Source organism: Pseudomonas sp. LP_7_YM (assembly GCF_004364435.1).
Classification (GTDB): Bacteria; Pseudomonadota; Gammaproteobacteria; order Pseudomonadales; family Pseudomonadaceae; genus Aquipseudomonas.
The window spans coordinates 1-25405 of record NZ_SOCT01000014.1; the positions used below are offsets into that span (position 1 = coordinate 1).

The window sequence follows — 25405 nt, forward strand, 5'->3', positions numbered from 1 at the left end:
TCCAACTCTTTGATTATCAAGGAGTTTTCCGTTTCGTCTGCGCCGGAAGTGGGGCGAATTATAGACACATCCAGAGGGGCGTCAACACTTAATTTGATGTTTCCATGAAAAAGATAAAACTCGAGGAAAATCAGCCGGTTCTTTCTGTTTATATAGGACGCTGCAAAAGATCGTCTTATAAGGAGCAAAACCTAAAGCACACCAGCCTTGCGTAAGGCCATGACAGCTTCCTCGGGCAACCCCAGGACCCCCGTCAGCACCTCAAGGGTATGTTCACCGAGCAATGGCGGCGCCCTACGGTATTCAACAGGCGTGCCCGAAAGCCGAATCGGGCTTGCCACCTGAGGCACTATGCCTCCCAACGCGTGGGGTAGGTCGAGCCTCAAGCCGCGCGCTTGCACCTGAGGATCGGCAAACACCTGCGCAACATCATTGATAGGCCCGCATGGCACGCCTGCACGCTCCAGCGCCACTACCCATTCACTCGTGGTCTTGAACACCGTGGCCTGCCGAATAAGCGGGATCAGTTCTGCCCTGTGCGCGACACGCTGCTTATTGGTTATAAAGCGCGGATCCTCCGCCCACTGTGGCTGCTCTGCGACTTCTGCAAACTTGCGAAACTGGCTGTCATTGCCCACGGTAAGAATAAAATCGCCGTCGGCTGTGGGAAAGTCCTGATAAGGCACGATATTCGGATGAGCATTGCCCAAACGCCGCGGCGGCTTTCCGGTCGTCAGGTAGTTCATCGCCTGGTTCGCCAGGCAGGCGACCTGCACATCGAGCAGCGCCATATCGATATGCTGGCCAGCGCCACCTTGGTCACGGTGGGCCAGGGCCGCCAGAATCGCAGATGTCGAGTACAGTCCGGTCAGAATGTCGGTCAGCGCCACACCCACCTTCACCGGTCCGGCACCTTCTTCACCTTCAGGAAGGCCGGTCAGACTCATCAGCCCACCCAACGCCTGAATCATGAAGTCATACCCCGCGCGTTTCGCATAGGGGCCGGTTTGACCGAAGCCGGTGATAGAGCAGTAGATCAGTCTCGGATTCTCAGCCTGCAACGACTCGTAATCCAGACCATAGGCCTTGAGGCCGTCGACCTTGAAGTTCTCGATCACGATGTCGGACTTCGCTGCCAGTTCGCGCACCAGCTTCTGGCCTTCGGGGCGAGTGAAATCGATAGTGACCGACTGTTTGTTCCGATTGGCCGACAGGTAATAGGCGGCTTCAGAGGTATTCTCGCCCCGAGAGTCCTTAAGGAAAGGAGGCCCCCAAGCGCGAGTATCGTCGCCACTGCCCGGGCGCTCGATTTTGATGACGTCCGCCCCCAGGTCCGCGAGAATCTGTCCGGCCCAAGGTCCGGCCAGTACCCGGGAAAGGTCCAGCACACGCAAGTGCGACAGCGCGCCCATGGTCGGCTCCTTAATAGAACGCCTGAATGCCGGTCTGCGCACGCCCCAGAATCAGCGCATGCACATCGTGAGTGCCTTCATATGTGTTCACGACTTCCAGATTGACCAGATGGCGAGCAATCCCGAATTCGTCGGAAATGCCATTGCCGCCGAGCATGTCACGCGCCATGCGAGCGATGTCCAGAGACTTGCCGCAGGAATTACGCTTCATGATCGAGGTGATCTCCACTGCGGCGGTGCCTTCGTCCTTCATACGCCCCAGACGCAAGCAGCCTTGCAAAGCCAGAGTAATTTCGGTCTGCATGTCGGCCAGCTTTTTCTGGATAAGCTGGGTGGCTGCCAGCGGTCGGCCAAATTGCTGACGGTCCAGCGTGTACTGGCGAGCGGTGTGCCAGCAGAACTCCGCAGCACCCAGCGCGCCCCATGAGATGCCGTAACGAGCGGAGTTGAGACAGGTGAAGGGGCCCTTGAGACCACGGACATCGGGGAAGATGTTCTCTTCAGGCACGAATACGTTGTCCATTACGATCTCACCGGTGATCGACGCACGCAGCCCGACCTTGCCGTGAATCGCAGGCGCAGTCAGACCCTGCCAGCCTTTCTCCAGTACGAAGCCACGGATGTCGCCGGTATCGTCCTTGCCCCAGACCACGAAAACGTCAGCGATCGGGCTGTTGGTAATCCACATCTTGCTGCCCGTCAGCCGGTAGCCGCCATCGACCTTTCTGGCGCGGGTAATCATCGCACCGGGATCGGAACCGTGGTTGGGCTCGGTCAGGCCAAAGCAACCGATCCACTCGCCAGAAGCCAGCTTCGGCAGGTATTTCTGTTTCTGCGCCTCTGTACCGAATTCATTGATTGGAACCATCACCAGTGACGACTGCACACTCATCATCGAGCGGTAGCCGGAATCGATACGCTCGACCTCACGAGCAATCAGGCCATAGCAGACGTAGTTCAAACCGCTGCCGCCGTATTGCTCAGGAATGGTCGCACCCAACAGACCGACTTCGCCCATCTCACGGAAGATCGCCGGGTCAGTGTGCTCATGGCGGAAGGCGTCCAGAACGCGAGGGGCGAGCTTGTCCTGCGCAAACTGCTCGGCGCTGTCGCGGACCATGCGCTCTTCTTCAGTGAGCTGCTGATCCAGCAACAATGGATCGATCCAGTTGAAGCTTGCCTTGGCGCCCATGATCTTCTCCTTACCAATAGTGTCCCGGCCAGCGCCGGGAAAAGTCGTGGTTGATCCTAGGTGCCGACCATGCCTTGGACAAACGAGGATTTCGCATAGCGCTGTGCTAATTTCTCACTCCGAAATCGTAAAAAGCGCCAGCTTCCCGCCCAACGAGTGAGGTTCATGTACATGCGTCGCAAGATCCCCAGTACCGCCGCACTGGTCAGCTTCGAGGCTGCCGCGCGTCATGAGAGCTTTACCAAAGCGGCCGAAGAACTTTCGCTGACTCAAAGTGCTATTTGCCGACAGATCGGAAGCCTTGAAGAATTCCTTAACGTGGAGCTTTTCCGACGCTCGCACAGAGGTGTGAAGCTGACAGAGGCCGGGCTTTCCTACAGCAGGCGCGTGGCGACACAACTCGACGCAGTGGAGCGCGACACGCTTTCAGTCATGGGTCATCAAGGTGCGAACGTGATCGAGCTCGCAGTGGTCCCGACCTTCGGCACCCAATGGCTTCTGCCTCGCCTTAAAGATTTCCAGCAGCAAAACCCTGATGTGACCATCAATCTGACCAATCGCACCCAGCCCTTTCTGTTTGCGGATACCGAATTCGACGCTGCCATCTATTTTGGGGATGCTGATTGGTCGGGTACGCAATCTCATCGTTTGATGAGCGAAAACCCCATGCCGGTGTGTAGTCCTGTTTTACTCGACAGCAAGCGCTACCTAAGCGCTGGCGACTTATCGGAAATGCCACTGCTGCAACAAACCACCAGGCCCTATGCGTGGCGCCAGTGGTTCGGCTCGCTGGACATGAATATCGCCCGTGACATGACAGGCCCGAGGTACGAGTTGTTTTCCATGCTGGCTCAGGCGGCCATGCATGAAATGGGCGTGGCCCTGATACCGCCATTTCTCATCCAGCGCGAGCTCACCGAGGAGCGGCTGGTGATCGCGAACGCCCACATACTGTCGAGCATAAAGGCCTATTACTTGATGATCCCCGAGCGAAAGGTCGAATCAGCTTCATTAAAAGCCTTCCGCGACTGGCTGGTGCAACAGGCTGCAACCTTTGCCCTGCCTTGACCTTAGGGGTGAAGCGTCAGCATGCCAGATTTGTAGCTCTAACTTAAAAAGCACTACAGATATACGCATATGTCGCATTTAAGAAACGCAGTGTTCTTTATCTAAAACATCCTAAGAGCTCTATAAAACGTGGCTTTCAGCCCGATTTGCAGTTCAAGCACTGCCAGACGATGAAAAAACTTAAAACCCTTCCATGACCTCTACAAACCTTTAATAAAAGGGGCTGTAGCGCTTTGTTGCGGCAAACGGTCACAGGGTGACTTGTAGTTAAATTGTCGTCACGTTACAGAATCCCTTGAAGGCCTCCCTGTTCCGCCTGCAAAATGCCGCGCCCCCGTCTTGTCCGGGTGGAACGTGGTGATCGCTGCCCCAGACGCACCATCCGCAGTGCGCTGGCCTATTTTTAAAAGATAAGAAGATCACGCAGGAGATTTTGACGTGCACATCGGTGTCCCTTTAGAAACTCAGTCCGGCGAAACTCGGGTTGCTGCAACTCCGGAAACCATCAAGAAGCTCATTGGCCAAGGCCACAAGGTCACTGTCCAGGCGGGTGCAGGCATTGCCGCCAGCGTCACGGACAGCGCCTATGAGGCGGCAGGTGCGACCACTGGCAGCGCTGTCGATGCCTTCGGCGCCGAGCTGATCCTCAAGGTCGTCGCGCCCGGCGACAGCGAGCTGGCTCTGATCAAGAACGGTACGGTCGTTATCGGGATGCTCAACCCCTTCAACAACGAGACCATCGCCAAAATGGCCGAGCGTGGCATCACTGCGTTCGCCCTCGAAGCGGCGCCGCGGACGTCCCGTGCGCAAAGTCTCGATGTGCTTTCTTCGCAAGCCAACATTGCCGGTTACAAATCGGTATTGCTGGCCGCGCATCACTATCCACGCTTCATGCCGATGCTGATGACCGCCGCCGGTACAGTGAAGGCTGCACGCGTGCTGATCCTCGGAGCGGGCGTTGCCGGCCTGCAGGCCATTGCCACGGCCAAGCGTCTTGGCGCCGTGATCGAAGCCTCGGACGTTCGCCCGGCGGTGAAGGAGCAAATCGAGTCGCTGGGCGCCAAGTTCGTCGACGTACCTTACGAGACTGACGAAGAGCGCGAAGCCGCTGTCGGCGTCGGCGGTTATGCCCGCCCGATGCCTGCCAGCTGGATGCAGCGTCAAGCGGTAGCAGTCCATGAGCGCGCCAAGCAAGCTGACATCGTGATCACCACAGCGCTGATTCCCGGCCGTAAGGCGCCCGTGCTATTGAGCGCGGACACTGTCTCGCAGATGAAACCGGGCTCGGTGGTCATCGACCTCGCGGCAGCTCAGGGAGGCAACTGCCCGCTAACCGTGGCTGATCAGGTAGTGATCGAACATGGTGTGACCATTGTCGGCCATACCAACCTGCCCGCCATGGTCGCTGCCGACGCTTCGGCACTTTATGCACGCAACCTGCTGGACTTCCTGAAGCTGGTCTTTAAGGAAGGACAGTTCGAGATCAACCTCGAAGACGACATCGTCGCCGCGTGCCTGATGTGCCGCGACGGTCAGATTGTCCGCAAGAACGGCTGAGGATAAAAACAATGGAAGACATGCTGATCTCTCACGGCGTCTACAACCTGATCATCTTCGTGCTGGCGATCTACGTCGGCTACCACGTGGTCTGGAACGTCACCCCTGCGCTGCACACACCGCTGATGGCCGTGACCAACGCTATCTCGGCCATCGTTATCGTCGGCGCCATGCTCGCTGCCGCCCTGACCGTGACCCCGCTGGGTAAAACCATGGGCACGCTGGCAGTGGCCCTCGCTGCCGTCAATGTGTTCGGTGGTTTTCTGGTGACCCGGCGCATGCTGGAAATGTTCAAGAAAAAGGCTCCGAAAGCCAAAGCCGAGGATGCCAAGCAATGAGCATGAACCTTGTCACTCTGCTGTACCTCGTCTCGGCGATCTGCTTTATTCAGGCACTCAAGGGCCTGTCGCATCCGACCACGTCCCGCCGCGGCAACCTGTTCGGCATGCTCGGCATGGGCCTGGCGGTGCTGACCACGATCGGCCTGGTGTTCAAACTTGCGGCACTGTCCACCGACGGCGCAAGCGCGGGAATCGGTTATATCGTCGTGGGCTTGCTGGTGGGCGGCACAGCCGGTTCTATCATGGCCAAGCGTGTCGAGATGACCAAGATGCCTGAGCTGGTGGCTTTCATGCACAGCATGATCGGTCTGGCCGCGGTGTTCATCGCCATCGCGGCGGTGGTCGAGCCTCAATCGTTGGGTATCGTTCAACACCTTGGCGACTCGATCCCGGCCGGTAACCGCCTGGAGTTGTTCCTCGGCGCGGCCATCGGTGCGATCACCTTCTCGGGCTCGGTCATCGCGTTCGGCAAGCTCTCCGGCAAGTACAAGTTCCGCTTGTTCCAGGGCGCGCCCGTACAGTTCGCCGGACAACACAAGCTCAACCTGATCCTGGGCCTGGCGACGCTGTTCTTCGGCGTCACCTTCATGCTCACCGGCAACCTGTTTGCGTTCAGCCTCATGCTGATTCTTGCGTTCGTGATCGGCGTACTGCTGATCATCCCGATCGGTGGCGCTGACATGCCGGTCGTCGTGTCGATGCTCAACAGTTACTCGGGCTGGGCGGCGGCCGGTATCGGCTTTTCGCTCAACAACTCGATGCTGATCATTGCAGGCTCCCTGGTGGGTTCGTCCGGTGCGATCCTCTCCTACATCATGTGCAAGGCGATGAACCGCTCGTTCTTCAACGTGATCGGCGGCGGCTTCGGCAGCGCGCCAGGTGCAGACACCGGGGGTGGTGCGAAAGAAGCACGACCTGTGAAATCCGGTTCGGCTGACGACGCGACCTTCCTGCTGACCAACGCAGACACCGTGATTATCGTTCCCGGCTACGGCCTGGCGGTAGCCCGGGCGCAGCACGCGCTTAAAGAGCTGACCGAGAAACTGACCCACGCCGGAGTCACCGTTAAATACGCCATTCACCCGGTGGCTGGCCGAATGCCTGGCCACATGAATGTCCTGCTGGCTGAGGCCGAAGTGCCATACGATCAGGTGTTCGAGATGGACGACATCAACTCCGAATTCGGTCAGGCCGACGTGGTGCTGGTGCTCGGCGCCAACGACGTGGTAAACCCGGCTGCGAAGAACGATCCGAAGTCGCCCATCGCTGGCATGCCTATCCTCGAAGCCTTCAAGGCCAAGACCATCATCGTCAACAAGCGCTCGATGGCCAGCGGCTATGCGGGCCTGGACAACGAACTGTTCTACCTCGACAAAACCATGATGGTTTTTGGCGACGCCAAGAAGGTCATCGAAGACATGGTTAAAGCAGTGGAATAAGGCTTTACCCAGGGACAGGGCCAACCCTCGACGCGAGTATCGGTCGAGGGTTTTTTACATCGAAAGCAAAAGTGATTTGCCGTGAAACCCTCTAATTAGTGCCCTTGAATGCGACCTTGGTCGCGGGACGAAAAAAGCCCAAGCCTCTAGACTTGGCCGCTTGCACCTTCGTGACGAGATGAAAAATCATGCACCGTGAACGTATTCGCCTGCCTTCTTTAATGAGCAAGGTAATGAGCGCGGCCGATGCCGCCTCCATGATCAAGGACGGTATGACCGTCGGCATGAGCGGGTTTACCCGCGCCGGTGAAGCGAAGGCCGTACCCAGGGCATTGGCCGAACTGGCGAAAGTTACCCCGCTGAAGATCAGCCTGATGACCGGCGCCAGCCTGGGCAACGATCTGGACAAGCAGCTGACCGAAGCGGGCGTGCTGTCCCGTCGCATGCCATTTCAAGTAGACAGTACCCTGCGCAAGGCCATCAACAACGGCTCGGTAATGTTCATCGACCAGCATTTGTCCGATACGGTCGAGCAGTTGCGTAACCATCAGATCAAGTCGGTGGATATCGCCGTCATCGAATGCGTGGCAATCACTGAAGAAGGGCATCTGGTGCTGAGCACGTCGGTCGGTAACTCGGCCAGCTTTGCAATTCTCGCCGAGAAAGTGATCATCGAAATCAATACGGCACACTCCCTTGAGCTTGAGGGTCTGCACGACATCTATATACCGACCTATCGCCCCACACGCCTGCCCATTCCTGTACTCAAGGCAGACAGCCGCATCGGCAGCCATGCAGTGAAGATCGATCCGGCGAAGATCGTCGGCATCGTATTCAGCGATCAGACCGATTCACCTTCAACTGTCCTGCCCGCCGATGATGAAACCCAGGCCATTGCCGGGCATCTGGTGGAGTTCTTCAAGAACGAGGTACGCCAGAACCGCCTGACCAATCAGTTGATGCCGCTACAAGCAGGCGTTGGCACCATCGCGAACGCGGTAATGATGGGTTTGATCGATTCGCCTTTCCACAACATGTCCATGTATTCCGAAGTGCTGCAGGACTCCACCTTCGATCTGTTCGAGGCCGGCAAGCTGGATTTCGCCTCGGGTAGCTCCATCACGCTGTCAGAACGCATGCACGATGCGGTGTTTAGCAACATCGAACAATACAAACCGAAACTATTACTGCGCCCTCAGGAAATTTCCAACCACCCCGAAGTCGTAAGACGCCTCGGCATCATCGCCATTAATACGGCACTGGAGTTCGACCTTTACGGCAACGTCAACTCCACACACGTTTGCGGCACGCGAATGATGAACGGAATCGGTGGCTCGGGTGACTTCGCCCGCAATGCGCACCTAGCCATTTTCGTCACCAAATCCACTGCCAAAGGCGGGGCGATTTCCAGCGTGGTGCCAATGGCCAGCCACGTTGACCACACCGAGCATGATGTGGACATCCTCGTGACCGAGTACGGGCTGGCCGACCTGCGCGGTTTGGCGCCTCGCGAGCGCGCGCGCGTGGTCATCGATAACTGCGTTCATCCCGCCTATCGTGAGGCGCTAAACGACTACTTCCGCAGGGCCTGCGCCATTGGCGGTCACACACCTCATGTGCTGCGCGATGCACTCGGTTGGCACATCAGGCTGGAAGAGACCGGTCGTATGCTCGGAGTATGAGAGAACAGTTGGTGACTGCCGGTGATCAGTCGTGGCTGTTATCCCGTCGCTGACGCCATTTGTTTGCAAAACTGTACTGCTGTACCGGTCCGTTTCTGCCACGGAAACGCAGATTTCACTTTTTCAGCGCACAAAATGCACTGATTCGGTGCCAGCCGGTACAGTTGCCCCCTAAATGAACAAAACAGTGCGCTTTCACGGTTAACTGGAGCAGCACAATACAAATGAACTGTGTCTGGAGAGGGAAGCGCAACGAGAGGAAGATTGGCACCAATCAAGTCAATCTCTAATCCCGCCACAAGCGGAAGGAAGAAGCACCATGGAACGCACCGTAAGTTCCGAACTGTTCTACGAAGAAACCGCACAATCCGCTAAAGCCTCGTTGCCGCTGCGCCTGTTCGCCAATGTGATGCTCTGGCAGCGCCGCCTGTCCAGCCGCCATCAGCTGGCCCGCCTGGATGCTCGCCTGCTGGCTGACGCCGGTATTAGCGAATCCGAGCGTTACGAAGAGCTGAGCAAGCCGTTCTGGCGCTAATTTAGCGTCTGCTGGTCCCAGGCTACGAGCCTCTCGCCAGCAACCCGAATTGTTCGTACAAGACCCGTCGCGGGCAACTGCTGACGGGTCTTGTCGTTTATGGGCCTGCAAACCGAAGGTTCCGTTGTCTTGGCTCGTGATGAAACTGCTCCGGCAATAAAATCACTATCATGACGATACAGTTAAACAAAAATTAAAAACAACCATTACAGTTCTTATTCTTCAGGCTCTTCAGCCATAAATTCTTTCTTCTGTCTGGACGATGAGGGCACGCGCGGGTAGTCCGTAAAGGATTGTTACGCTAGTCTTGCTGCATCTTGTGCCTCTATCGCCTGCGAGACAGCTTTGCTCATCGCCAGATTTGCGTGTGGCTTTTCGATTGACCCTTGTGGAGTTCCACCATGCCTCGTCTTCGTCTGTTGAGCGTAGCTGCACTCTTGATCGCAGCCTCCGGAGCCCAGGCTTCCAGCTTCGTTGTCACGACCGATACCGTCGTCCGTGCACTGGATGCCTCGTCTAACGCGACATCGAACATTTCGTCTTCCTTCCATAACGACAAGATCGTGCTTGCCGCTCGCGATGATGCTGCCAGCTTCGTTGCCAGCCAGGGTGACGTTCGTGGTTCTCGTCTGGAAGGCGCCTTTCAGCATATTCGCGAAATCAGCCCGGACTTGAAGGCTACCGACGAGCAACTGGCTCAGGCGATTCTGGCGATCTGATTCAAATCGTGACAGCTTTGGAAACGCTTGCCCCGTTACCTTCACTGGTTCTTGCCGGGGCATTGCGCTAGCCTTGCGCTTCGTTTTGCCGATACCGAAAACTCATGCGTTCATTGTCTCGCCTGTTGATTGCAACGATTGCCAGCCTGATGTGTATGTCTCAAGCCCAAGCATTCGACACAACCACACAAAGCCTGATCAAAACCGGGTACGCCACCAGTCAGGTGACGACCGGACCTTTCGATAACAAGCTGATACTTGCCGCCCAGGATGATGCAGCAGCGTTCATTGCCACTGATGGCCAACTGCGAGGAGCACAGCTGGAGTCGGCATTGATTTATCTACGTCAAACCTCTCCAAAACTTCATGCAAGCGACCTTGAACTGGCGCAGGCAATCCTCGTCCAATAATCACCTTTTACACCCCCCCTGTATTTTGGAGCCGTTCCATGCGTACCCCGCTGATCGCTGCCGCCCTCGGCCTGCTGTTGCTGACCGACGTCGCGCACGCGCAAACCCTGAAAGCCACCAGTAATATCGTTGTGCGTGCCTTGGGCCGCAGTGTCGATTTCACTTCTGACACCACATCCTCGGTTCGCAACTGGAAGATGGTTGTGGAAGCTCAGGACGACGCCGCCAGTTACGTCGCCAGCAATGGCAATATCCACGGTGCCCGTCTGGACGCCGCATTCGTCACCCTGCGCGAGCGTCTGCCCGAAGCCCGCAACGCCACTGATCAGGATCTGGCCGAAGCCATTCTCGCGCTGTGAGGCCCTTCTTCGTCTGGCTGCTGGCGTCGGCGCTCTCGCTGATTTGCCCGAGCGCCTTTGCCGGTCTGAGCCTGTCGCTGTACACCGACGGGCTTAATCCTGCACAGCAGCAGGCCAGCCAGACGTTGCTTGACGAGGCCATGGCGCACTTGCCGCCCATGTTCGTCAGCAAGCTCGACCGCAAAGTTGAAGTCCACTGGACCGATGACATGCCCTCCAACGCCTACGGGCGTGCGGATGGGCCTTATCGTCTGGACCTGAATCAACGCCTGTTGGCAGGTCTGACCGACGGCAGTGCAGCCACCGCTCGAACCAATCGACCCCACGGCACTGTGCGCGAAGAGATGCTCGCCACTGTCCTGCACGAACTTACGCACATTTATGATCATGCGCAGCTGTGGTCGCCGGAAGACCGCAAGCTGATCATTGCATGTGCGCGTCAGGGCAAAAGCGTGGGCAAGGTAGGGCTGCGCGACAGCTGCCGGGGTCAAACGGAGCGGCGTTTGACCTTGAGCGATGATCCGCGATTGCTGGATCTTGCAGGCTGGCCGCAATACGTCGGTCGGCGAGGAGCGCGCGAGGAGCGTAACGGCCAGGTTGCTCGCAGCCCTGACATGTACGAAATCAGCAGTCCGCTGGAATTCGTTGCCGTGAACATGGAGTATTTTCTACTCGATCCGGCGTACGCCTGTCGCCGTCCTGCGCTGTATGACTACTACAGAAAGCTGTTTGATTGGGCGCCTGCCGACAAAACTGAATGCCCGACTTTCTACCCGTACCTCAATGCCGGCAACGACTTCGCCCGCGAGCCGTTGGGCAAACTCGACCCGGAGCGGGTGTATGAAGTCGACTACCTGCTGGCCGAGGCCAACCAGAATCTGGTGAGCCGTTGGGGCCACAGCATGCTGCGGCTGGTGATCTGCAAACCGGGAAGGCCGCGAGGGCCGGATTGTCGTCTGGATCTGGATCAGCACCTGGTGCTGTCCTATCGCGCCTTCGTCAACGATTTGCAACTGTCCAGCTGGGCCGGTCTGACCGGGGGTTATCCGTCACGTCTGTTCGTGCTGCCGTTGGGTCAGGTCATCGACGAGTACACCAAGACCGAACTGCGCAGCCTGGCGTCAGTGCCGCTGAAGTTGTCGCGCGAGCAGATTGACGGGCTGGTCCGGCATGCGGCCGAAATGCACTGGGCTTACGACGGCGACTACTGGTTCCTGTCCAATAACTGCGCTGTGGAAAACCTGAAGCTGCTGCGCAGCGGCACCAACGATCCGCGCCTTGTCGGTCTGGACAGCATCATGCCTAACGGCTTGCTGGAGGTGCTAAAGGGCAGGGGGCTGGCGGACACCAGCGTGCTGGACGACCCAAAGAAAGCGTTACGGCTGGGTTATCGCTTTGACTCCTATCGTGATCGCTATCAGGCAATGTTCGACGTGCTGCGCAAGGCTACCGATGTGAAGCAGACGACGGTAGAGGACTGGCTGTCGCTGCCTGCAAAGGATCGGAAGCCGTATTTTGCCAAAGCGGATCTGCGTACCAGCGCGGCCATGTTGTTGCTGGAGCAGGCAGGGCTGCGCCGTCAGTTGCTGCTGGCTCAGGATGAGGTCAAGCAGCGCTATCTGAGCGCTGTGGAAAAAAAGGACAACCGCGTGTCCCAAGCCACCGGTACGCTGCAGGACATTCTCGCCAACAGTGGTTTTTTGAGTCGGCCTGCGGAATTACTCGGCAGCGGCGGCTATGGTCTGCCGCAGCAAGGTGAGTGGGTTCGTCTGGAAGCCGAGAGCAGCCAGCGGCAGAAACAGCTGCAACGGCTCAGCGGTGCTCTGGACACCGAGGTGAGGGCTTTGCTGGACCCTGGCCGCGCTGCAGAAATCGCCGCCACCGAAGACAACCTCAAGCAGGTCGGGGAGCATTTACGCGCGCTGCACAAGGCAGCGGGTGGGCTTGAGTTGCCTTGAAGACCGCTGGAAGGGGTTATTCACAAGGCGACAGCGGTATGGCACTCGTGCCGGCCTCTTCGCGACCGTCGTAACCTCCGGTTGCTCCCACAGGTCCCGTGGGGTCCCGCCGTTTTTGGCTGATTCAAGTGAGCTGCTGTCCTGCATGACCCGAAAGTCCACTGTCCTGCACAAACCTGTGGGAGCAAGATTGCCCGCGAAGGCGGCGAGCGGGGCGACAGAGATGCAGGGCACATGCTGCCTTCCGCGACCGGCTCAAGGCCTAGGCAGCCTCACCCGGCTCGGCGGGCAAGTGCTCGTCCAGATGCAGCCATGGCAAGCGGCTGTCGGTCCAGATGTGCCGCTCTGCCGGGGCCTGTTCGGGGTGGTCCAGGGTGGCGATGATGACGTCCATCGTTTCAGGGCTGTCGCGGGTGAACAACGCCACCTGCGCGCCACAGTTGTTGCAGAAATAACGCACGCACGTGGGGCTGGAGTCGTACGCCGCAGGGCTGCCAGCGGTCCATTTGAACACCTCCAGCGGCACGGTGATCCAGGTCACGGCAATCCCGCCCGAAGTCCGTCGGCATACCGAGCAGTGACAATGGGCGATGTCGCGCAAGGGCGCGTCGAGGTGGTAGCGCAGGTTGCCGCAATGGCATCCGCCAGTGTGCGTCTCACTCATGGTCGTTCTCCGGTTGGGGTTTAACGTCTGACTGCCTCTGCGCGTTTTTACTTCATATTTACTGCATCGATCATCGGCACACCATCGAAAGCTGGCTGAAAGCTAAGCGCTTTAGCATCTGCCCACCGCTGGCAACAGACCGGCAGAGCCAAGGCAAATCCTTCATGAGGTGCCTGGCCCATCTACAACAACAATTCGGTGATTCTGATGCTTGCATATGCTCCGCTTTATCCCTCTCTCGCGCCTCAACTCCACGCGCAGCTCGCCTTGAGCTGATTGCTTCGTTTCGTCTGTTCCTACGTCACGTAACGCCTGGAGTATCTCTATGTTGACCTTCCTCGGCTTTGCCATGGTTGTCGCTTTCATGTACCTGATCATGAGCAAGCGCCTGTCAGCGCTGATCGCTCTGATCATCGTGCCCATCGTCTTCGCCCTGTTCGGAGGCTTCGCGGCCGACATCGGCCCCATGATGCTGGCGGGTATTACCAAGCTTGCGCCCACTGGCGTGATGCTGATGTTCGCCATTCTCTATTTCGCGCTCATGATCGACTCAGGCCTGTTCGACCCGGCCGTGCGCAAGATCCTCAAGCTGGTCAAAGGTGACCCGGTCAAGGTCTCGGTCGGGACCGCCGTGCTGGCTTTGGTGGTGTCTCTGGACGGCGATGGCGCCACCACTTACATGATCTGCGTCGCGGCCATGTTGCCGCTGTACAGCCGCTTGGGTATGAGCCCGCGCATCATGGCCGGCCTGATCATTCTGGCAGGCGGTGTGATGAACATGACCCCTTGGGGCGGGCCAACGGCTCGGGCTGCCAGCGCGCTGCATGTCGACCCTTCGGACATCTTCGTACCAATGATTCCGGCGATGCTGGCAGGGGTGGTCGCGATTCTGGTGATCGCCTGGTGCTACGGCAAACGTGAGCGTGCCCGGCTGGGCGAGTTGCACTTGCCGGGCGACGAGGTCGATCACAGCGAAATCAGCGTCTCGCAGTTCCCCGACGCCCGTCGTCCGAAATTGATCTGGTTCAACGCTGCACTGACATTGGCGCTGATGGTCGCGCTGATCATGGGCCTGCTGCCCCTGCCGGTACTGTTCATGATCGCCTTCAGTATCGCCATGATCGTCAATTACCCATGCCTGCAAGCGCAGAAAGATCGCGTCGCGGCTCATGCCGGTAGCGTCTTGGCCGTGGTCGGACTGATCTTCGCCGCAGGCATTTTCACCGGTATCCTGTCCGGCACCGGCATGGTCGACGCGATGTCGAAAAGCCTGCTGGCGGTGATTCCAGACGCGATGGGGCCTTATCTGGCGGTGATCACAGCGGTTGTCAGCATGCCGTTCACCTTCTTCATGTCCAACGACGCCTTTTACTACGGCGTCCTGCCGGTGTTGTCAGAAGCCGCTTCGCACTACGGTATCAGCCCGGTAGAAATGGCACGTGCCTCGATCGTCGGCCAGCCCGTCCATCTGTTGAGTCCGCTGGTCCCGTCTACCTATCTGTTGGTGGCACTGGCGGGCATCGAATTCGGCGATCACCAGCGCTTTACTCTCAAGTGGGCCGTGCTGGTTTGCGCATGCATCCTGATTGCCGCACTGCTGATGGGGATATTCCCTGCATACAGCAGTCTATAACGCACATAACCTCCTAGCTGCCGCGCAAGCGGCACTGTGGATCAGACAAGTTCAAAGGAAAACCTAATGGAATGGCTGACCAACCCTGAGATCTGGGTTGCTTTCTTCACCCTGACCGCCCTTGAGATCGTTCTGGGCATCGACAACATCATCATGATCTCGATCCTGGTCAGCCGCATGCCCAAGGCAATGCAGCCGCGTACTCGGATTTTCGGCCTGGCGCTGGCGATGATCACGCGAATCCTGCTGTTGCTGTCGATCACTTGGGTCATGCGTTTGACCGACGATCTGTTCGTGGTGCTGGGCCAGGGTATTTCCGGCCGCGACCTGATCCTCTTTTTCGGCGGCCTGTTCCTGCTGTGGAAAAGCTCGCAAGAGATCTATCACGGCATGGAAGGCGAAGAGGAAGCGATCGACGAACCCAAAGGCAAGGGCGGGCTGTTCCTGTACACCATCATCCAGATCGCCATCATCGACATTGTGTTCTCGCTGGATTCGGTGATCACGGCGGTGGGCATGGTCTCCTACGTGCCGGTCATGGTGGCGGCAATCATCGTGGCAGTACTGATCATGATGTTGTGCTCGGGGGTGATCAGCGATTTCATCGACAAGCACCCATCGCTGAAAATGCTCGCGCTGTCGTTCCTGATCGTCGTCGGTACGGTGCTGATCGCCGAAGCTTTCGACGTGCACGTGCCTAAAGGCTATGTGTACTTCGCCATGGCGTTCTCGCTCGCGGTGGAGGCGATCAACATCAAGATGCGCACGGCGGTGGCCAAAAAGAAGGCATTGAAGGACGATGTGAAACTTCGCGACGATGTTTAGGGTCAAAAATGGCCGATGCGTTGTAGCTGAATGAAGAAAACGGGGCATTCGTGATGCCCCGTTTTTTATTGTGCGGTGAAGTGCCTGGGGTGTTTGGAGCGAATTCATTTCGCGAGAGGTTGGTGCATCTGGCCTCTGGCCCATGCATTCGCTCCTGCAGGAAATCTTCGCCGCTTAGCACGATGTCAAATGCCTGATAAATGACAGATTTGTTTCAAGAAATAATCGTCTGTGCCATGCTGGCAATCAGGCTTCAAGCCGACTAAAAAGCTATAGCAGAGCGTGTTTGTGGCAGCCATGCCCAGACGTCTTCGCTCACTACACGCTGCATTTTCAATCATTGCCCATCGGGCGTTGGCTATTCTGGCCCGCCGGGCATTTAACAGGGGGCTTTCCGTATGCTGACCCTGCTCGATTTGCTTTCCGCCGTCGCGCTGTTGATCTGGGGCACGCACATCGTTCGGACCGGCATTCTGCGCGTTTATGGCTCGCAGTTGCGCCGTGTGCTCAGTCAGAACATGTCCAAACGTCCGCTGGCTTTCGTCGCCGGGATTCTTGTCACCGCTGTGGTGCAGAGCAGCAATGCCACCGCGATGCTGGTGACTTCCTTCGTCGGTCAGAGCCTGATGGGGCTGACACCTGCCTTGGCGATCATGCTGGGTGCCGACGTCGGTACGGCGGTGATGTCGCGAATCCTGACGTTTGACCTGTCGTGGCTCTCGCCGCTGCTGATCTTCCTCGGTGTGATCTTTTTCCTTTCGCGCAAACAGACCCGCGTTGGTCAGCTTGGCCGCGTCGGCATCGGCCTGGGGCTGATCATTTTGGCGCTGCAATTGATCGTCACTGCCGCCGCGCCCATCACGCAAGCGGCCGGGGTAAAGGTGCTGTTCGCCTCGCTGACCGGCGATATCCTGCTCGATGCCCTGGTCGGGGCGATGTTTGCGCTGATTTCCTACTCGAGTCTGGCCGCTGTTCTGCTGACCGCGACCCTTGCGGGGGCGGAAATCATCAGCTTGCCGGTTGCGATCGGTCTGGTGATCGGCGCCAACATCGGCAGCGGCCTGCTGGCTTTTCTCAGTACCAGCATGCAGAACGTTGCCGGTCGCCAGGTAGCACTGGGCAGCCTGCTGTACAAACTGATCGGCCTGCTGCTGATCATCCCGGTGCTGACGCCGCTGGTGCACTGGATGGAAACCCTGGACGTCAGTCCTTCGAGTCTGGTGATCACCTTCCATGTGATCTACAACTCCCTGCGCTGCCTGATCATGCTGCCGACCGTCGGGCCGATGGGCCGCCTGTGTGCGTCGATCCTGCCGCAGGCCGCCGAGGTCAACGGCCAGACCAAACCGCGCCACCTGGACCTGACCGCGCTGGCGACACCAAGCCTGGCGCTGGCCAATGCCGTACGTGAAACCCTGCGCATGGGCGATCTGATCGACAGCATGCTTAGCGCGATGCAGGAAGTGCTGCGCGGCAATCAGACGGCCGTGACGCAGGAAGTCCGCCGTCTGAACGACGATGTCGAGGTGCTGTACAACGCGATCAAGCTGTATCTGGCGCAGATGCCGCGTGAAGACCTCAGCGATCAGGACAATCGACGCTGGGCGGAGATCATTGAGCTTGCGATCAACCTTGAACTGGCCAGCGGGCTGATCGAGCGCATGCTGCGCAAGGTCCAGCAGCAGAAGACTTCCCAACGCCGGTCTTTTTCCGACGTCGGCCTGGAAGAGTTGTCGGGGCTGCACGCGCAACTGATGGCGAACTTGCGACTGGGCCTGTCGGTGTTCCTCAGTGGCGACCCGGAAAGCGCGCGGCAATTGCTGCGTGAGAAACGACGTTTCCGGGCACAGGAACGGCGTCTGGCCCATGCCCATGTCAGCAGATTGCAACGCAAGATCGTGCAGAGTATCGAGACCAGCTCGTTGCACCTTGAGCTTATCGCCGATATGAAGCGACTCAATTCACTGTTCTGCAGCAGCGCCTATGCTGTTCTTGAAACCACCGATACCGGCGCCTTGCCGAGCGAAAGCCAGCCAGACTGATCAAGGTGAACGCCAGGGCCGGGTGGAAGTCTGTAACACATACCGGCCCGCTAGGAAGCCCGTTTTTATGCGTTGCCTGCTGTTCGCTTTTCTGTTTCTGACATCCCTTCCATCCCTGGCTATCGACCGCTTGCAGGTGGAGGGCTATGTGTTGCCCAACGGCCTGCAGTTGCTCCTAAAACCGGCTGAAAAGGGTCATGTGTCCATACGCCTGGTGGTCGGTATCGGCTTCGACGACTTCCCTTGCGAGGACAAAGAGCTGCCGCACCTGCTGGAGCATTTGCTGTTCAGTGGTATCGACGATTCCGGCGAGGGTGGGCTGGAGCAACAGATGCAGGCGCTGGGCGGTGAGTGGAATGCATTCACCAGTAATACCGACACCACGTTCGTGATCGAGGCACCGGCGCGCAATCAGCGCAAGGTTCTGAACCTGCTGCTCAATGTGCTGACCCACACGCAAATCAATCAGGCCAATCTGGATACGGTCAGACGTATCGTCGAGCGTGAGGACGGCGGCCACTATTCCCACTTGCAACGCTGGCTGGACAAGCGTGACCTGGGGCACACCGCCAGCAATCAGCTAGCCGTGGAACTGGGGCTCAAATGCGCCGAGCGCCCTGAAGTCGATCACCTGACGCTGGAGCAGATCCAGAACATTCACGACAACTGGTACGCCTCCAACAACATGACGCTGATCATTGTCGGCGATCTGGACAAGCTGCTGCCGGCCTATCTGGAGCGTACCTTCGGCCAGCTCAATGCCGTGGACCCGACCGAGCATCCGCCTCTTGCCACCGTGACCCAAAAAGCCGAGCCCGGGCGTACGTTGATCCGCGGAACACTGGGTGACGGTGCGCGGCTACACCTGCTGTTTCCCGAGCCCGACATGGGTGAGCAGCACGACGAAACGTGGGATCTGGTCAAGGCTTATCTGGACTGGGCGCTGTACAGCGAACTGCGTCTGGAAAAGGGCTATTCCTACGGGCCGTGGGCTGATCGCGAGGCCTTTGGCGATACCGGCTTTCTCAGCCTCAATGCCGATCTGGACCGCGACCAGACCGACGCGGCGGTGACGTCGGTCCGTTCGATGCTGGAGCGACTGCGCAAAGACGGCATGGATCCGGCCACTTTCGCCCGCTTGCAGCACGCCTCGATTGCCAAGCAGGCGTGGGCGGCGCAAGGGAACAGCGCGCTGGCCGATTATTACTGGGGCGCCTTGAACGATTATGAAGACGGCCGATTCGAAGATCCGGCAAAGCGCACTCGTGCGGTCAGTCTGGATCAAGCGAACAAGGCCATGCGCCAATTGCTGGCTCAACCGGGTTACCTGCGTATCGAAGAGCCGTTGCTAGGTTATGACGAGCTGTATGAGATCGGTTTGACGTTGGCAGTGCTGGTGGTTTTGCTGATTGCATGGCGATGGCGGGTGTACAGGAAACGGTCGCGCTGAGTAAATGTCTACGCGACCTGTGGGCGCGCACGCTGACAGCCCTGTGTGTTGGATATTGCTATCCTGCCAAGGATTTTTCCCCCCTTCAAAGTGAACACCGCCATGCCGGACCTTAACGCCCTCATGCAGAACTCCTACGTACAGCGCGTGCTGGAGTTCATCAAGCGCTACCCGGGGCTGATTGCGTTCTTTGGTTTCTGCTCTGGCATTGGCAGTTTCATTCTGGTGGATCGGCAAGCCAAGCTGGCGACCTGGATCGCGGTGATCATGCTGGTGAGCTGGATCTGGCTGATGGTCGAGAACAGCGCCGTCGCCCTGATTGCCAGGCTGTTCAAACGCGAAATTCCCCAACCGCTGTTGCGTTACGCCACACAGATGATCCATCAGGAAAGTCTGTTCTTCGTGCTGCCATTTTTCTTCGTCACCACGACCTGGAACAGCGGGCAGCTGGCGTTCACAGGCTTGCTGGCAGCCGCAGGACTGGTGTCGATCACTGACCCGCTGTATTACAAATGGCTCGCGCCGCGCCGCTGGCTGTTCATGGCGCTGCACACCTTGACGCTGTTCGCCGCGCTGCTCACCGCGTTGCCGATCATCCTGCACCTGACCACCGCCGAGAGTTACAAACTGGCGCTGGTCACGGCGATGGTGCTGTCCATCCCGAGTCTGGCGTCGAGTTTTCCGATCACCAACTGGAAGCGCGGTGTCGGGCTGATATTCCTGACGCTGGCCATCGGTGGCGCCGGCTGGTTGCTGCGCTCCTGGGTGCCGCCCGCGACGCTGTGGCTGACCGAGGTTGCGGTGAGCACGCGCTTCGACAACCAGAACCGAACCCCTGGTGAAAGCATTCAGGAGGTCGGCGTCAATCAACTGCGCAGCAGTGGCCTGTACGCTTACACCTCGATCAACGCACCACGGGGGCTGGACGAACGGATCTATCATGTCTGGCGCCATAACGGCGAAGAGGTGGATCGCATCGCCCTGGATATCCACGGCGGTCGCAAGGAAGGCTATCGTGCGTGGACGCACAAACAGAATTTCCCGCCAGATGTGCTCGGCAAATGGCAGGTGAGGGTGCTGACAGAGGATGGCCAGATGATCGGCGTATTACGCTTTAAAGTGACCGATACCGATCAGCCAGCGGTGACCCGCAAGAAAATCACGCCAGCAGGTTTGAAGCCCGGTGCAGATACTGCGGGCTCGGACAATGCCGACAACGCGCCGGCGGCGAAGCCGTCCGATGCAGCAAAACCCCAATAAGCCTGCCACCATGACCGCATCGAGCTACCTCGCGACCAGGGCTGCCAACACAGCCGGCAGCGTCTCGCTGGATACGTCGACCCATCCCACGCAATTGAGAATCGCCGGGGACTGGACGCTTGCTCATTACCACGAGCTCAGGCAACAGACCGATGCGCTCAGCGATGGCTTCGCAGCCTCAGCGCAAGTGGACATGAGCGAGCTGGGCGCGCTGGATACAGCAGGGGCCTCGCTGCTGGTCGAGTTGCTCGGCGTACAACGCCTGCGTCTTCTGGCGGTTCAGGCGCCCAATCTTCCCGAATCCAGCCGCGCCCTGATGCAGACCATCCAGAGCGCGTTGACTGATTACCACCAACCGCAGAAAGACTCGGAAATCGCAACAGGCACCCAATTGCTGGCACGGATCGGCTGTGCGGTGGAAGTGGTCTGGAACGACACCCTGCAACTGTTGGGCTTCATCGGGCTGATCCTGCAAACCTTCGTCACCACGATGCTGCGCCCCAAGCGCTGGCGCACCACCTCGGTCATTGCGCACATCGAGCAGATCGGCCTGGATGCCGCACCCATCGTTGCGCTGCTCACGTTCATGGTCGGCGCAGTGGTGGCGTTTCTTGGGGCCACGGTGCTCAAGGCGTTCGGCGCAACCATCTTCACCGTCGACCTGATCGGCTTTTCCTTTTTGCGGGAATTTGCCGTGTTGCTGACCTCGATTCTTCTGGCAGGCCGCACCGCCAGCGCATTCACCGCACAGATCGGCTCGATGAAAGCCAATGAGGAACTCGACGCTCTGCGCACTCTGGGGTTGAGCCCTACAGAACTACTGGTCCTGCCCCGCGTGCTCGCCTTGCTCGTCTCGCTGCCGATGCTGACGTTTCTGGCGATGATCTGCGGCATTGTGGGCGGCGGCGTGGTCTGCGCCGTGTCGCTGGGGATCTCGCCGGCCATGTTCCTTTCCCTGATGCAGGCCGATATCGGCGTACAGCATTTTCTGGTGGGAATCATCAAAGCGCCGATCTTCGCCTTTTTCATCGCGGCGATTGGTTGCCTGGAAGGCTTCAAAGTGCAAGGGAGCGCTGAATCGGTAGGCGCTCACACCACATCGAGCGTGGTGCAGTCGATTTTCGTGGTCATTGTGCTGGATGCACTGGCCGCAATGTTCTTCATGGAGATGGGCTGGTGACACGACGCTGCGTTCAACCCGGCGAGGCGGTGATTCAGGTACGTGGCCTGTGCAACCGCTTCGGCCCGCAGGTGGTTCACGAAAATCTCGATCTGGATGTGTATCGCGGGGAAATTCTCGCCGTGGTCGGCGGCTCGGGCAGCGGCAAGTCGGTGTTGCTGCGCAGCATTGTCGGACTGCAGCGGCCGAATGAAGGGACTGTCCAGGTCCTGGGTCAGGATTTGCTGAATCTATCGGATAAAAATCGCTCACAGGTTGAGCGACGCTTCGGGGTGCTGTTTCAGAAAGGCGCCTTGTTCTCTTCGTTGACCATTACCGAGAACGTCGCACTGCCGCTGATCGAGCACGCGGGCCTGAGTCGGCAAGACGCTGAGCATCTGGCGGGAATAAAAATGGCTCTGGCCGGCTTACCACTGTCGGCGGCGCATAAATACCCCTCGGAGTTGTCCGGCGGGATGATCAAGCGCGCCGCCCTGGCCAGAGCGCTGGCGCTGGACCCGGACATTCTGTTTCTCGACGAACCCACAGCCGGTCTCGATCCGATCGGCGCAGGCGCGTTCGACCAGTTGATCCTGACCTTACGTGATGCGTTGGGCTTGAGCGTGTTCATGGTCACCCACGACCTGGATACGCTGTACACCATCACCGACCGCGTGGCGGTCCTGGCGCAGAAACGCGTGCTGGCTGCCGACAGCATCGACAAGGTGGCGGCTTACAAGGACGCCTGGATTCACGAATACTTCCATGGCCCGCGTGGCCGCTCGGCCTACGCAGCGGCCACCCACCCACACGAGGTCTCATGATGGAAACCCGCGCCCATCACGTTTTGATCGGCCTGTTCACGGTTATCGTGGTTGCAGCCGCGCTTTTGTTCGGTCTGTGGCTGGCCAAGTCCAGTGTCGATACCGCTTTCAAGGATTATCAGGTGGTGTTCAACGAGGCCGTGACCGGTCTCTCCCGCGGCAGTCCGGTGCAGTACAGCGGGATCAAGGTCGGCGACGTGGTCAATCTGCGCCTCGATCCGCTGGACCCACGCCGCGTACTGGCGCAGATCCGAGTGGCAGGGGAAACCCCGATCAAGCGCGACACCTTCGCCAAACTGGCTTTGGCAGGAATCACGGGCACCTCGCTCATTCAGCTCAGTGGCGGCACGCCGCAAAGCGAAGAGCTGAAGAGTCAGGACGGCAATCTGCCAGTGATCGTCGCCTCGCCATCGCCGATCTCGCGTTTACTCAATGACAGCAACGACCTGCTGACCGGAATCACCAGCCTGCTGCACAACACCAACGAGATGTTTTCCTCGGACAATGTGAAGACCCTCACCAAAACCCTCGAACACCTTGAGCAGACGACAGGGGCAATTGCCGATCAGCGCGACGATATCCGCCTGGCGTTGAAACAAATGACGGTGCTCAGCAAGCAAGCGGGCGCCACGCTGGAACAGACCTCCACCCTGATGCGCAATGCCAATCAATTGGTGACCACTGACGGCAGACAGACCATCGCCAGCGCGCAACAGGCCATGAAGTCCCTGGAGCAGAGCAGCATGACCATTAATACGCTGCTCAAGGACAATCGCGACTCGGTGAACGGCGGCCTTCAGGGCCTGGGTGAATTAGGTCCGGCAATTGGCGAACTGCGTGACACCCTGGCCTCGCTCAAGAACATCTCGCGTAGTTTGAACGCTAACCCCAGCGGCTACCTGCTCGGTAGCGAGAAGCACAAGGAGTTCGAGCCATGAGGCCTGCCAATCACTCTCTTATCCGGCTGTTAACGGCAAGCGCGCTGCTGTCGCTGGGCGCCTGTTCGATTCTGCCCAAGCAGGCGCCATCGGACGTGTATCGCCTGCCGACGGCGGCAAGCAGCAGCCAGGCCGCACCACCGGTCTCCTGGTCGTTGCGTGTAACGAGGCCCAAGTCCAGCGAAGCCCTGGACAGTCCGCGCATCGCGGTCATCCCTCAGGGCGATGTGATCAGCAGCTATAAAGGCGCGCGCTGGAGCGATCCGTCGCCAGCCCTGCTACGTAACCACCTGACCGACGCGTTTTATCGCGACGCTCGGGTGCCGTCGATCAGCACTGACGACAGCAACCTGCAAGCGGACTTCGAACTGGGAGGGGAACTGCAGGCGTTCCAGAGTGAATATCGCGGCAAGGCCATCGAGGTGGTGATTCGACTGGATGCGCGGCTGGCCGATGATCGTCAGCGTATTGTCGCCAGCCGTCGTTTCGAGGTGCATCAGCCGGTCGCCGACAAGCAGGTCCCAGCCGTTGTGGCGGGCTTCGGGAAGGCCAGCGATACGCTGACCGCCCAAGTGCTGCAATGGACCGTAGACCAAGGCCAGAGGCATTACACCGCCGAGCCGAAGAACCAATAGCAGACCGCGATAGCCGCGACCACCCCTGAGAACTCCGCCAGCAGCGCGCAGCCCACCGCATGACGCGCACGCTGGATACCGACCGCACCGAAGTACACCGCCAGCACGTAGAAGGTGGTTTCGGTGCTGCCCTGAACGGTCGCCGCGACCAACGCCTGAAAACTGTCCACGCCTTGGGTTTTCATGGTCTCGATCAGCATCGCCCGCGCGGCGCTGCCTGAGAACGGTTTGACCAGTGCGGTGGGCAGGGCATCGACGAATCGGGTGTCCAGCCCCGTCCACTGCACCGCATGGCGTATGCCTTCCAGCATCAGGTCCAGCGCACCGGAAGCGCGCAAGACGCCCACGGCGCAGAGCATCGCCACCAGATACGGCAGCAGATTCTTTGCGACGTCAAAGCCTTCTTTGGCGCCGTCGACAAAGGTTTCGTACACCTTGACCTTGCGCAACGCGCCGATCACCAGGAACAGTATGATGATGCCGAACAGCGTCACGTTGCCGAGGACCGATGACAGGCTGGACAGGGCAGCGGCGGAAAGGCCGGCCAGGATCGCCATGAAGCCGCCCAGCAATAACGCGCCGGGAATCAGATAAGCCAGTACCACTGGATCCCACAGACGCAGGCGCTGCATGAAGGCCACGGACAGCAGGCCGACCAGGGTCGAGGCACTGGTCGCCAGCAGGATCGGCAGAAACACCATGGTCGGATCCGCCGCGCCTTGCTGTGCGCGGTACATGAAGATGGTGACCGGCAGCAGGGTCAACGAGGAGGCGTTGAGCACCAGAAAGAGAATCTGCGCATTGCTGGCCACTGTCTTGCTGGGGTTGAGTTCCTGCAGCGAGCGCATGGCCTTGAGGCCAATGGGGGTCGCGGCGTTGTCCAGGCCCAGTGCATTGGCCGCAAAGTTGAGGGTGATCAGGCCCAGCGCAGGGTGGCCACGCGGGACCTCCGGCATGAGACGGTGGAACAGCGGGGCGAGGACTTTGCCGAGCCAGTCGACGATCCCGGCTTTTTCGGCAATGTTGAGAAAGCCCAGCCACAGCGTCAGGGTGCCGAACAGCAGCACCATGACCTCCACCGAAAGCTTGGCCATCGCGAAAATGCTTTCGACCATGGCAGCGAAGACGCCGGAATTACCGCCAACCAGCCACTGTGTCAGCGCGGAAATCGCCGCGACCACGAAAAAACCAAGCCATAGGCCGTTGAGCATCAGTTAACCCCCCTCGCAAGATGCGGCGATGATAGCGGCGGGGGCGTAAACAACAAACCCTCTGTCACGTTGCGTTGAGCGCTGTGGAAGCT

General features: G+C 58.9%; 23 protein-coding genes. 19 read left to right on the forward strand and 4 right to left on the reverse strand.

Going from position 1 to position 25405, the window contains the following annotated elements; genetic code table 11:
• Positions 1-191: 191 nt before the first annotated feature.
• Both EC915_RS21945 and EC915_RS21950 read right to left on the reverse strand, forming a co-directional pair.
• The gene (locus EC915_RS21945) at positions 192-1412 is read right to left on the reverse strand and encodes a CaiB/BaiF CoA-transferase family protein (RefSeq protein WP_133752609.1); all 1221 of its coding nucleotides are present in this window, start codon (positions 1410-1412) and stop codon (positions 192-194) included.
• Positions 1413-1422: 10 nt separating this feature from the next.
• Positions 1423-2604, reverse strand: a complete 1182-nt coding sequence (locus tag EC915_RS21950) for an acyl-CoA dehydrogenase (RefSeq protein WP_133752610.1) — start codon at positions 2602-2604, stop codon at positions 1423-1425.
• A 171-nt stretch (positions 2605-2775) separates the two neighbouring features.
• Here EC915_RS21950 and EC915_RS21955 point away from each other — a divergent pair, with 171 nt between their 5' ends.
• From EC915_RS21955 to EC915_RS22000, 10 genes are all read left to right on the forward strand, one after another.
• The gene (locus tag EC915_RS21955; protein WP_133752700.1) at positions 2776-3672 is read left to right on the forward strand and encodes a LysR family transcriptional regulator; all 897 of its coding nucleotides are present in this window, start codon (positions 2776-2778) and stop codon (positions 3670-3672) included.
• 438 nt (positions 3673-4110) lie between these two features.
• A complete protein-coding gene (locus EC915_RS21960) occupies positions 4111-5229 on the forward strand; it encodes a Re/Si-specific NAD(P)(+) transhydrogenase subunit alpha (protein WP_133752611.1) in 1119 nt (372 codons plus the stop codon).
• A gap of 11 nt (positions 5230-5240) precedes the next feature.
• A complete protein-coding gene (locus EC915_RS21965) occupies positions 5241-5567 on the forward strand; it encodes an NAD(P) transhydrogenase subunit alpha (protein WP_062386518.1) in 327 nt (108 codons plus the stop codon).
• Positions 5564-7009, forward strand: coding sequence for an NAD(P)(+) transhydrogenase (Re/Si-specific) subunit beta (locus EC915_RS21970; protein WP_133752612.1), 1446 nt, complete (start codon positions 5564-5566; stop codon positions 7007-7009). The genes EC915_RS21965 and EC915_RS21970 overlap by 4 nt, the downstream gene beginning before the upstream one ends.
• Positions 7010-7197: 188 nt before the next feature.
• Positions 7198-8691 carry an acetyl-CoA hydrolase/transferase family protein gene (locus EC915_RS21975; RefSeq protein WP_133752613.1) on the forward strand — a complete coding sequence of 498 codons (1494 nt, stop codon included), beginning with the start codon at positions 7198-7200 and terminating at the stop codon, positions 8689-8691.
• A gap of 319 nt (positions 8692-9010) precedes the next feature.
• Entirely contained in the window at positions 9011-9226 is a 216-nt protein-coding gene (locus tag EC915_RS21980) for a DUF1127 domain-containing protein (protein ID WP_133752614.1), read from the forward strand.
• Positions 9227-9627: 401 nt separating this feature from the next.
• Complete coding sequence (locus EC915_RS21985) at positions 9628-9945, forward strand: DUF2388 domain-containing protein (RefSeq protein ID WP_133752615.1); 318 nt, start codon at positions 9628-9630, stop codon at positions 9943-9945.
• A gap of 104 nt (positions 9946-10049) precedes the next feature.
• The gene (locus tag EC915_RS21990) at positions 10050-10355 is read left to right on the forward strand and encodes a DUF2388 domain-containing protein (RefSeq protein WP_133752616.1); all 306 of its coding nucleotides are present in this window, start codon (positions 10050-10052) and stop codon (positions 10353-10355) included.
• A gap of 38 nt (positions 10356-10393) precedes the next feature.
• Entirely contained in the window at positions 10394-10714 is a 321-nt protein-coding gene (locus EC915_RS21995) for a DUF2388 domain-containing protein (protein WP_133752617.1), read from the forward strand.
• Positions 10711-12672 (forward strand): DUF4105 domain-containing protein, encoded by a 1962-nt coding sequence (locus EC915_RS22000; protein WP_133752618.1) that lies wholly within the window; start codon positions 10711-10713, stop codon positions 12670-12672. Before EC915_RS21995 ends, EC915_RS22000 begins: the two co-directional genes overlap by 4 nt.
• Before the next feature lie 262 nt (positions 12673-12934).
• Here EC915_RS22000 and EC915_RS22005 read toward each other — a convergent pair whose 3' ends face one another.
• The gene (locus EC915_RS22005; RefSeq protein ID WP_133752619.1) at positions 12935-13336 is read right to left on the reverse strand and encodes a GFA family protein; all 402 of its coding nucleotides are present in this window, start codon (positions 13334-13336) and stop codon (positions 12935-12937) included.
• A 325-nt stretch (positions 13337-13661) separates the two neighbouring features.
• Here EC915_RS22005 and EC915_RS22010 point away from each other — a divergent pair, with 325 nt between their 5' ends.
• The 9 genes from EC915_RS22010 (at position 13662) to EC915_RS22050 (ending at position 24102) form a co-directional block, all read left to right on the forward strand.
• The gene (locus tag EC915_RS22010) at positions 13662-14969 is read left to right on the forward strand and encodes a CitMHS family transporter (RefSeq protein WP_133752620.1); all 1308 of its coding nucleotides are present in this window, start codon (positions 13662-13664) and stop codon (positions 14967-14969) included.
• A gap of 66 nt (positions 14970-15035) precedes the next feature.
• Complete coding sequence (locus EC915_RS22015; RefSeq protein ID WP_133752621.1) at positions 15036-15794, forward strand: TerC family protein; 759 nt, start codon at positions 15036-15038, stop codon at positions 15792-15794.
• A gap of 398 nt (positions 15795-16192) precedes the next feature.
• Positions 16193-17836 carry a Na/Pi cotransporter family protein gene (locus EC915_RS22020; RefSeq protein WP_133752622.1) on the forward strand — a complete coding sequence of 548 codons (1644 nt, stop codon included), beginning with the start codon at positions 16193-16195 and terminating at the stop codon, positions 17834-17836.
• Between the two features lie 67 nt (positions 17837-17903).
• Positions 17904-19286, forward strand: a complete 1383-nt coding sequence (locus EC915_RS22025; protein WP_133752623.1) for a pitrilysin family protein — start codon at positions 17904-17906, stop codon at positions 19284-19286.
• Positions 19287-19388: 102 nt separating this feature from the next.
• Positions 19389-20546 carry a DUF5924 family protein gene (locus EC915_RS22030; RefSeq protein WP_166651058.1) on the forward strand — a complete coding sequence of 386 codons (1158 nt, stop codon included), beginning with the start codon at positions 19389-19391 and terminating at the stop codon, positions 20544-20546.
• A 10-nt stretch (positions 20547-20556) separates the two neighbouring features.
• Complete coding sequence (locus EC915_RS22035; protein ID WP_133752702.1) at positions 20557-21726, forward strand: ABC transporter permease; 1170 nt, start codon at positions 20557-20559, stop codon at positions 21724-21726.
• On the forward strand, positions 21723-22529 hold the full coding sequence (locus tag EC915_RS22040; RefSeq protein ID WP_133752624.1) for an ABC transporter ATP-binding protein: 807 nt from the start codon (positions 21723-21725) through the stop codon (positions 22527-22529). The genes EC915_RS22035 and EC915_RS22040 overlap by 4 nt, the downstream gene beginning before the upstream one ends.
• Positions 22529-23467 (forward strand): MlaD family protein, encoded by a 939-nt coding sequence (locus tag EC915_RS22045; RefSeq protein WP_133752703.1) that lies wholly within the window; start codon positions 22529-22531, stop codon positions 23465-23467. The genes EC915_RS22040 and EC915_RS22045 overlap by 1 nt, the downstream gene beginning before the upstream one ends.
• Positions 23464-24102, forward strand: coding sequence for an ABC-type transport auxiliary lipoprotein family protein (locus EC915_RS22050; RefSeq protein ID WP_133752625.1), 639 nt, complete (start codon positions 23464-23466; stop codon positions 24100-24102). Before EC915_RS22045 ends, EC915_RS22050 begins: the two co-directional genes overlap by 4 nt.
• On the opposite strand, the gene EC915_RS22055 is transcribed toward EC915_RS22050, so the two are convergent.
• Positions 24075-25313 carry a nucleoside recognition domain-containing protein gene (locus EC915_RS22055; protein ID WP_133752626.1) on the reverse strand — a complete coding sequence of 413 codons (1239 nt, stop codon included), beginning with the start codon at positions 25311-25313 and terminating at the stop codon, positions 24075-24077. The genes EC915_RS22050 and EC915_RS22055 overlap by 28 nt on opposite strands.
• Between the last annotated feature and the right edge of the window lie 92 nt (positions 25314-25405).